Annotated in this window: 9 protein-coding genes and 1 pseudogene; 6 read left to right on the forward strand and 4 right to left on the reverse strand. The window is 63.4% G+C overall.

The window, feature by feature from the left end; genetic code table 11:
- Positions 1-195, reverse strand: a pseudogene (locus EOA33_RS18635) (DNA polymerase IV); the annotation flags it as partial.
- Positions 196-486: 291 nt separating this feature from the next.
- Between EOA33_RS18635 and EOA33_RS18640 the strand changes: the two are divergent.
- The 6 genes from EOA33_RS18640 to EOA33_RS18665 all read left to right on the forward strand — a co-directional run bounded on the left by EOA33_RS18640 (position 487) and on the right by EOA33_RS18665 (position 4,746).
- Complete coding sequence (locus EOA33_RS18640) at positions 487-723, forward strand: hypothetical protein (RefSeq protein ID WP_126055398.1); 237 nt, start codon at positions 487-489, stop codon at positions 721-723.
- Between the two features lie 101 nt (positions 724-824).
- Positions 825-2,099: a pilus assembly protein TadG-related protein gene (locus EOA33_RS18645; protein ID WP_348628249.1), complete on the forward strand. Its 1,275-nt coding sequence runs from the start codon at positions 825-827 to the stop codon at positions 2,097-2,099.
- Between the two features lie 4 nt (positions 2,100-2,103).
- Complete coding sequence (locus EOA33_RS18650) at positions 2,104-2,544, forward strand: TadE/TadG family type IV pilus assembly protein (RefSeq protein WP_126055397.1); 441 nt, start codon at positions 2,104-2,106, stop codon at positions 2,542-2,544.
- Complete coding sequence (locus EOA33_RS18655; protein WP_126055396.1) at positions 2,534-2,941, forward strand: TadE/TadG family type IV pilus assembly protein; 408 nt, start codon at positions 2,534-2,536, stop codon at positions 2,939-2,941. The genes EOA33_RS18650 and EOA33_RS18655 overlap by 11 nt, the downstream gene beginning before the upstream one ends.
- Positions 2,942-3,238: 297 nt before the next feature.
- Positions 3,239-4,090, forward strand: a complete 852-nt coding sequence (locus tag EOA33_RS18660; RefSeq protein WP_245482366.1) for a hypothetical protein — start codon at positions 3,239-3,241, stop codon at positions 4,088-4,090.
- A 248-nt stretch (positions 4,091-4,338) separates the two neighbouring features.
- Entirely contained in the window at positions 4,339-4,746 is a 408-nt protein-coding gene (locus EOA33_RS18665) for a hypothetical protein (RefSeq protein ID WP_127406253.1), read from the forward strand.
- An 83-nt stretch (positions 4,747-4,829) separates the two neighbouring features.
- Here the strand turns inward: EOA33_RS18665 and EOA33_RS18670 are convergent, their stop codons facing one another.
- The 3 genes from EOA33_RS18670 to EOA33_RS18680 all read right to left on the reverse strand — a co-directional run bounded on the left by EOA33_RS18670 (position 4,830) and on the right by EOA33_RS18680 (position 6,923).
- Complete coding sequence (locus tag EOA33_RS18670) at positions 4,830-5,105, reverse strand: hypothetical protein (protein WP_126055394.1); 276 nt, start codon at positions 5,103-5,105, stop codon at positions 4,830-4,832.
- A gap of 281 nt (positions 5,106-5,386) precedes the next feature.
- Positions 5,387-5,683 (reverse strand): GYD domain-containing protein, encoded by a 297-nt coding sequence (locus EOA33_RS18675; protein WP_126055393.1) that lies wholly within the window; start codon positions 5,681-5,683, stop codon positions 5,387-5,389.
- Positions 5,684-5,921: 238 nt separating this feature from the next.
- Positions 5,922-6,923, reverse strand: a complete 1,002-nt coding sequence (locus tag EOA33_RS18680; protein ID WP_126055392.1) for a diguanylate cyclase — start codon at positions 6,921-6,923, stop codon at positions 5,922-5,924.
- Positions 6,924-7,060 lie beyond the last annotated feature (137 nt).

Genomic DNA, 7,060 nt, shown 5'->3' on the forward strand with positions numbered 1-7,060 from the left:
AAGCTCGCGTGCCTTGCGGCCGGGCATGCCGCCGCGCACGCCGAAGGCCTTCGCTTCATAGGAGGCGGCCAGCACCACGCCACCGCCGACGGCGATCGGCTTGCCCCTGAGCGAGGGGTCGAGCAACTGCTCGACCGAGGCATAGAAGGCGTCGAGATCGGCATGCAGGATGGTGGCTTCTGCGCCCTGCGCCATCCCGTTCACCTTGCGGCGTTGCAGCATTAGCAGGGCCTGTTTTAAGGAATTTTTTGTCGAACAAAAAGAGAACAAACAGGGTCTGTTGTCAAGCGGCGCCGAGGGGCCGGCGAGGGCATTCGTCGCGGCCAACGGCGAGGATGCGCAATCTTGTCGGAATCTCGTTTTTTTGTCACTTTGGGGGGCGTCGCAGCGCAGTGCAGCATGACGAGGTACGATGCCGAAGACCGGAACATCGTCTGGCCGGCGGCGTTGTTGACGGATAGGGACGCCGTTTGCGGGAGGCCTGACATGGGCCATTTCGAGATTTCAGACCTCGTCTATATCGTCAATGCCTGCGTCACCGGCCGTGCCGCCGGACGCCTGGTTTCGATGGCACGGGCAGTGGAGGAATTGCGCGTGCTGACCGGGGATTTCATTTCGCCGGACGAGATGGTGGCGAACGAGTTGTCGGCCGTGGCGCTGGAACGCGGCTGTTCCGTGCTGTTCGACGAGCAGCCGGGCGCCGATATCCTCAGGGCGCCATAAGCCGCTATATCAAAGACGCGCCATTTGCGGCAAGTCTTTGAAAAATCGGCCCTTCAAGCGCCGCCCGCGACAAGTCGAGCGAAAATCTTAGGCATTCGTTTATGCATGCCTGCTCATATGGTGGCATGGCATTGCGCGCCCGTTTCTTCATGGATCACTTTCACCGCCTGCTGGGACGCAGAGGCGCGGGCGGCAACGTCGCCGTCATCTTCGCCTTCGCCTTGCCGGTGGTCGTTGGCGGCGCCGGCCTCGGTGTCGAGACCTCGCTCTGGTACTACAGCAGCCTGAAGCTGCAGGCGGTGGCCGATGCCGCGGCCTATGCGGGCGCGTTGGAAAAGGTCGCCGGTTCGGACAACCCGACCATCGTCGCCGCCTCCACCACCTCGGCAACCACCAACGGCTTTGCTGGCACGATCCAGGTCAACACGCCGCCGTCTTCAGGCCCCAACACCGCAAAGAAGGCGGTCGAGGTCATCGTCAACCAGCAGCTCGATCGCTATTTCACGGCCATCTTCAACAGCAGCCCGGTTCCGCAGCGGGCGAGGGCGGTAGCGCTGATCACCGACGCCTCGAAGGCCTGCGTCCAGGCGCTCAATCAGTCGGCCCCGCAGGCGGCGCTCTTCTCCGGCAACACCAGCGTCAACCTCACCGGCTGCGTCATCATGTCGAATTCGGTTGCTGCGGACGCCATCAGGACGCAGGGATCGGCCGCGCTCAAGGCCGACTGCCTTGTCACCGTCGGTGGCATGGTGCTGAACAATCCGGCGACCACGACCTGCAGCTCCAACGTCACCAAGGCCTTGCCTGCCGCCGATCCTTACGCCAGCCTGCCGACGCCCGCGGCCACCAACCCGTGCAGGAATGTCAACGGCAACAAGACGTCGCAAACGCTCCAGGCCGGCACCTACTGCAGCGGCATGGACCTCAAGGGCAATGTCGCGCTTTCTTCCGGTGTCTATGTCGTGCAGGGCGGTTTCAAGATCAACGCCAACGCGGTCATCACCTGCGCCGCACCCTGCACCGGCGTGACCATCTTCATGTCCGGCAGCAACACCGTCAGCATGAACGGCAACGCCACGGTGAACCTGAGCGCGCCGACCTCCGGCACCTATTCCGGCGTGCTGTTCTACGGCGACAGGACGGGGACCGCGGCGCAGAGCACGTTCAACGGCACGGCGGACTCGCTTTTGACCGGCGCCATCTATTTCCCCAGGCAGCAGGTCAACTACCTCGGCAATTTCTCGGGGAACGGCGGCTGCACCCAGGTCGTCGCCGACACCATCCAGTGGTCCGGCAGCACGACCATCAAGCAGGACTGCACCAGCTACGGAATGAAGGACATTCCGGCGGCGCAGTCCGTTCAGCTCGTCGAGTAGCCGGATGGGTGAGCGGGTCGCACGCATCTTCCGGGACAAGACCGGGATAGCCGCCGTGGAATTTGCCATGGTGCTGCCCATCCTGTGCCTCGTCTGCCTCGGCATCGCCGACGGCTGGTCCTACGTGACGAGCTACCTGCAGATGCGCGCCGGTGTCAAAACCGCGGCCAATCTGGTGATGGCCGGCGCGACCAATGACGCGGGAACGCAGGCGGTCGCGTTTTCGAGCTGGGACAACAAGCCCGAAGATGCCGCGGTCGTGCTGGTCAGATCCTACAAGTGCGGCACCACGGTGGTGGATGAGACTACGATCTGCGGCGGAACCAAGCTGCCGAATGCCTTCATCCAGATCACGGCGACGGGCACCTGGGTGCCGCCGTTCAATTTCGGCATCTTTCCGGATCCGCGCGTCATGACCCATCAGGAGGTGATCCGTGTCCGCTGAACGGATCGCCAGATGGCTCGGCGACCGGTCCGGCGGCGCCGGGCTGGAGTTCGCGCTGATCGCGCCGTTCCTGGTGATGCTGCTGTTCGGCATCTTCGCGTTCGGCTGGTCGTTCAATGCCACGTCGACCGTCCGCTACACGCTGGAAACGTCGGCCCGCGCCTTGCAGCTCAACAACACGCTCTCGCAGAGCCAGATCCAGGCGATCGCCACACAGAAACTGCTGGCGCTGGGCCTGAAGAACGTCGTCGTGACGATAGCGACCGATCCCGCCAGCGGCGGCTTCAAGATGGCGCACCTGACCGCCAGCTACGCCTTCGTCATCGAGTTCCCGTATTTCGACCAGTATCCGATCAATTACGCAACGACAGTCACTGTACCTTTGGTTGCAAGCTGAGCATCTTGCCGCCAAAAGGTTTCACTTGGTGTTCTGCAAGATGTTGCTGGCGTAACTGCGTCCCATGATCAGTTAGGACCAAGGTCTGATCAGTATAGGGCTTCTGCGGTCCAAAGGGTGCAGTCGCTATTGGTTCGCCATAATCCTCTTTGGTTTCAATATCTTACCCGTTCCGCTCGGCGCGTTGGTCGCGCATCGCTACTATATTTGTCTAAAGTTTACTTCTTCGAATTAGCAAATTTGCATACGACACTGCTATAGCGGGTAGGCGAGGTGGCGAATCCCCGAGGAGGTACTATGACAACCCGAAAAACCCTATTGGCGGCGGTGGCCGCATTCGCGCTCCTGGCCTCTCCGGCGCTGGCCGGCAACGGCAATGGCGGCGGCAACGGCGGCGGCCATGGCAACAGTGGCGGCAGCCACGGCAATAGTGGCGGCGGCAATTCCGGCAAGAGCGGCACGCACGGCAATTCCGGCACGCACGGCAAGAGCACGCATGGCAAGTCGGCATCGGCCAAGTCAGGCAAGAAGACGCAGGCCGCCGTCGATGACGTCGAGGTCGCCGCCACGCCCAAGGAGAAGAATCTCCACGCCAAGCTCGGCCGGCTGAACTCGCTGCAGCGCAACATCAACGCTTACATGAACTCCAAGAGCAAGAACTTCGCCGCAGTGCAGGCCTATGTGATGGCATCCGCGAATGCCCAGAACGCCCAGGCCGCGGTCGAAGCCGCCAATCAGGCGGTCATCGACGCCCAGGCCGCACTCGCCGACCTCAACGAGCAGCTCGCCGAGGCGAATGCGCTGACGCCGGCAACGCCCGAGGAGGAGGCGGCCAAGGCCGCGCAGATCGCCGATCTGGAAGGGCAGATCGCCGATCAGGAGACTGCCATCTCTGACGCCGAAGCGGCAGCCGCCGCGGCCCAGACCGCGGCCGACGAAGCCGCTGCCGAAGTCCCATCGCTCGACGCGGCGCTTGCCGAGATGGCCAACAAGCCGGTCGACGACGAGGTCACAGAGTGGGCCACGGGCGTGCTCGACGACAAGATCGACCAGGTAGCCGCCAAGCTGGCGGAGCAGGACGCCGCCGCGGCGACGACCGATGACACGACCTCCGATCCGGCCGAAGAGGAAACGGAAACGACGGAATGAGTAAGTAGGGAAGAGTGAGTAGGGAGTAGCAATAGCAAATGGGGGTGCTGCATACCGCGGCACCGACCATTCACTGCTGGCTACTCACTACTCGCTCGTCCTTATTCGCTACTCCCTGTTCGCTATTCGCCTCCATTCATCGCAACGGGGAAAACCACCGCTAAGCCCATGTTCGGCATGGCAAATCTTTCTCTCCCAATGTAGTCTCCAGCGTATAGGGGATCAAAAGGCATTGGGAGGACAACAACATGCCACGGGTTTCGGAACTCTTCTTCAAGACCGCCATCGTGTTTCTCATGCTGGGCGTCGCCGCCGGCCTGGAAATGGCCATCTCGGGCGACCATGGCGCGTTTCCCGCGCACGCCCACATCAACCTTCTCGGCTGGGTTACGTCGGCACTGTTCGGCGGCTATTACGCGCTCAATCCGGCCAAGGCGGCCCGCCGCATCGCCATGCTCCACTACGGCCTCTACACGCTCGGCCTGGTGATCATGATGCCCGCGCTCTACCTGATGCTGCACGGCAATCCGGCACTGGAGCCGGTGGTGGCCGGCGGCTCGCTGATCGTCGCCGCCGCGATTCTGATTTTCGCCGTGGTGGTGTTCTCATCCGAACCGGTGCCGGCCGCCTCAGGCCTGCAGTCGGCGCCTCGCTGAGGAACTGACGCCAACGGCGGAGTTGCCAATCTCCCTCACAGGGGGATTGGCTGTCGCCTCGGCTCGCGCCAATCGCCGGGCGCCTAGAGCAGCCGCGATAGCAGGCTGAAGAGGATGCCATCGCGCTTGAAGGGGCCAGGCATCTTGGCCGGAAGCGAACTGTCGCTGGTCTTGGCGACTGAAGAGCCGCGGCCGTAGATGATCGCCAGCACGGCGACGAAATAGCCCACCTGCAGCAGCAAAGCGGCGACGAAGGCCCAGCCCAGCGATTGCCAAAGCGATCCCGTCTCCGCGTAGGTCCATCCAAGGACCACGAGAAGCGTGACCGACATTCCCACAAGGAACTGCGGAAAATACATTTGCCCGATCGAACGCTCCGGACTGCAACGCCCGGAATGCCCGCCCATGTCTCTACCCTATTAGAGCGTTGCACCTTTCACGCATGGTCGCAAGTTGGCACCAGTGCCGCGCTCTCATCTGCCTTTCGGCTTGTGATCTGCGACCTACGTCTTAGGACTTAGGGCCTTGCGGTGTTGCATGCAAGAGTTGTCTTGACCTCTTCCACCGGCGGTTGACGCGAGCCGGCAGCTCCGGGGCTCGGGCATGCCCGGCGTGACGCCTCGCGCCGGGCTGCTTGCCGTCAGACGGCCATCTTGCCGAGGATCTTCGCCATGTCGGCGGCGTCGAAGGCCTTCAGCGTCTGGGTGCGCACATTGCCGAGCGATGCCACGGAGAGGCTGAGGGCGGTGGCGGCTATGTCGTCATTGGCTTCGACGGTGGCCACCACGTCGTGCTGGCCGAGCGTCCACAGTAGCGAGTTCACCTTCACTCCGCTGTCGGCGGCCATCGCCTTGAATGCCTCCGCCCGTTTCACCGTGTCCTTGATGGATTTGGCGCCCTGCTCGGTGAAGTTCACGAGTATGACGTAATGCGACATGATTTCCTCCCATTGCGGTCGGGGGGCGTGCGGAAGCGTCTCCGCCGCGGCCGTTGTTTCTCCCGACGAGATCGTGCCTGCGAGGCGGCACGCGAGACGGAGCGCCGGCCGAGGCAGCTCTATGGAGACTCCGCCGACGCTCCCACGCGAAGATTGGGTGTTGTCCCCGCGCACAGCCATATTAGCATTTGCGCATGTTTGGGGAAGCCTGTTTTGCCGTCGAAACGCGCCCCGCTTTTCAAGCCTCGAAGAAGTGGAATTTCCCGCGTCCGCCGGACTTGCTGCGGTAGAGCGCCATATCGGCCTTCTGCAGCAGCTCGTCGGAGCTCACGCCATCGCCAGGCCCTAGCGCGATGCCGACGCTGAGCCCAAGGACGTGCGGCTTGCCGGCCACCGTGAAGGGTTCCCGGAAGCGATCGATGATGCGCGAGGCAAGCGCTGCCGCGTCGCCCTTTGCGGCAATGCCTGTCTGGACGATGGCGAATTCGTCGCCGCCGAGCCGCGCCACCGTGTCGTGGTCGCGCACCGCGCCGCGCAACCGGGTGGCCGCGTCGATCAGCAGCCTGTCGCCGGCCTTGTGGCCGAAGCCGTCATTGACCGGCTTGAACTTGTCGAGGTCGAGATAATGCACGGCCATCAGCGCGCCGCGCCTGGCAAGCGCCACCGCGCTCTGCAGCCGATCGGAAAACAGCATGCGGTTGGGCAGGTCGGTCAGCGCGTCGTGATGCGCCATGTGGGCGATCGTCGCCTGGTCGCGGCGCTGCTCTGTGACGTCGAAATAAGTGGTGACGAAGCCGCCGCCCTCGATCGGCATGCCGCGCACCTCGACGACGGTTCCGTTAGGGCGGGTCCGTTCATAGACATGCGCCTCGCGCTGCCTGACCAGCGCCAGCCGGCGCGCGACGTGCAGTTCGACTTCGCCCGGCCCGTACTCGCCACGCTCGGCGTTGAAGCGAAACAGCATCTCCATCGACGGATAGCCATTGGCGAAGAGCTCGTCCGGATAGTCGAGCAGGGTCCGCTGCCGCTGGTTGCAGATGACCATGTTGAGATCCTGGTCGAACAGCGAGACGCCGCCGGGGAAATTCTCGATCACCGCCTCGAGCAGCCGGATCCGCTCCCGCGAATGCTCGATCAGCTGCGCCATCCGGCCGATCGCCTCGGCGAGGCCCGCCGTGCCCCGGCTTGCCGGCACGTCTGCTTTCAACGCGCCAGCCGCGCCACGTGATACCATCGCCATCGGCCGCTGACCCCCTCAGCAATCCCCGGAATATGCGGCCACGCTAATATGAAAGGATTGCCGTCGGATTAACGTCGCGCCGGCCGCGGCCTTTTTCCGCTTTGTTTTGGATCGCGAACGAGAGAGGCCCGCCATGC

This window comes from Mesorhizobium sp. M4A.F.Ca.ET.050.02.1.1 (assembly GCF_003997725.1).
Taxonomy (GTDB): Bacteria; Pseudomonadota; Alphaproteobacteria; order Rhizobiales; family Rhizobiaceae; genus Mesorhizobium.

What these genes read in the sequence shown, in the direction of transcription:
- EOA33_RS18670 (WP_126055394.1), bottom strand. Translation starts at nt 5,105, where the DNA reads ATGTATTTTCCGCAGTTCCTTGTGGGAATGTCGGTCACGCTTCTCGTG.
- EOA33_RS18650 (WP_126055397.1), top strand. Translation starts at nt 2,104, where the DNA reads ATGGGTGAGCGGGTCGCACGCATCTTCCGGGACAAGACCGGGATAGCC.
- EOA33_RS18640 (WP_126055398.1), top strand. Translation starts at nt 487, where the DNA reads ATGGGCCATTTCGAGATTTCAGACCTCGTCTATATCGTCAATGCCTGC.
- EOA33_RS18645 (WP_348628249.1), top strand. Translation starts at nt 825, where the DNA reads ATGCATGCCTGCTCATATGGTGGCATGGCATTGCGCGCCCGTTTCTTC.
- EOA33_RS18665 (WP_127406253.1), top strand. Translation starts at nt 4,339, where the DNA reads ATGCCACGGGTTTCGGAACTCTTCTTCAAGACCGCCATCGTGTTTCTC.
- EOA33_RS18675 (WP_126055393.1), bottom strand. Translation starts at nt 5,683, where the DNA reads ATGTCGCATTACGTCATACTCGTGAACTTCACCGAGCAGGGCGCCAAA.
- EOA33_RS18660 (WP_245482366.1), top strand. Translation starts at nt 3,239, where the DNA reads ATGACAACCCGAAAAACCCTATTGGCGGCGGTGGCCGCATTCGCGCTC.
- EOA33_RS18680 (WP_126055392.1), bottom strand. Translation starts at nt 6,923, where the DNA reads ATGGCGATGGTATCACGTGGCGCGGCTGGCGCGTTGAAAGCAGACGTG.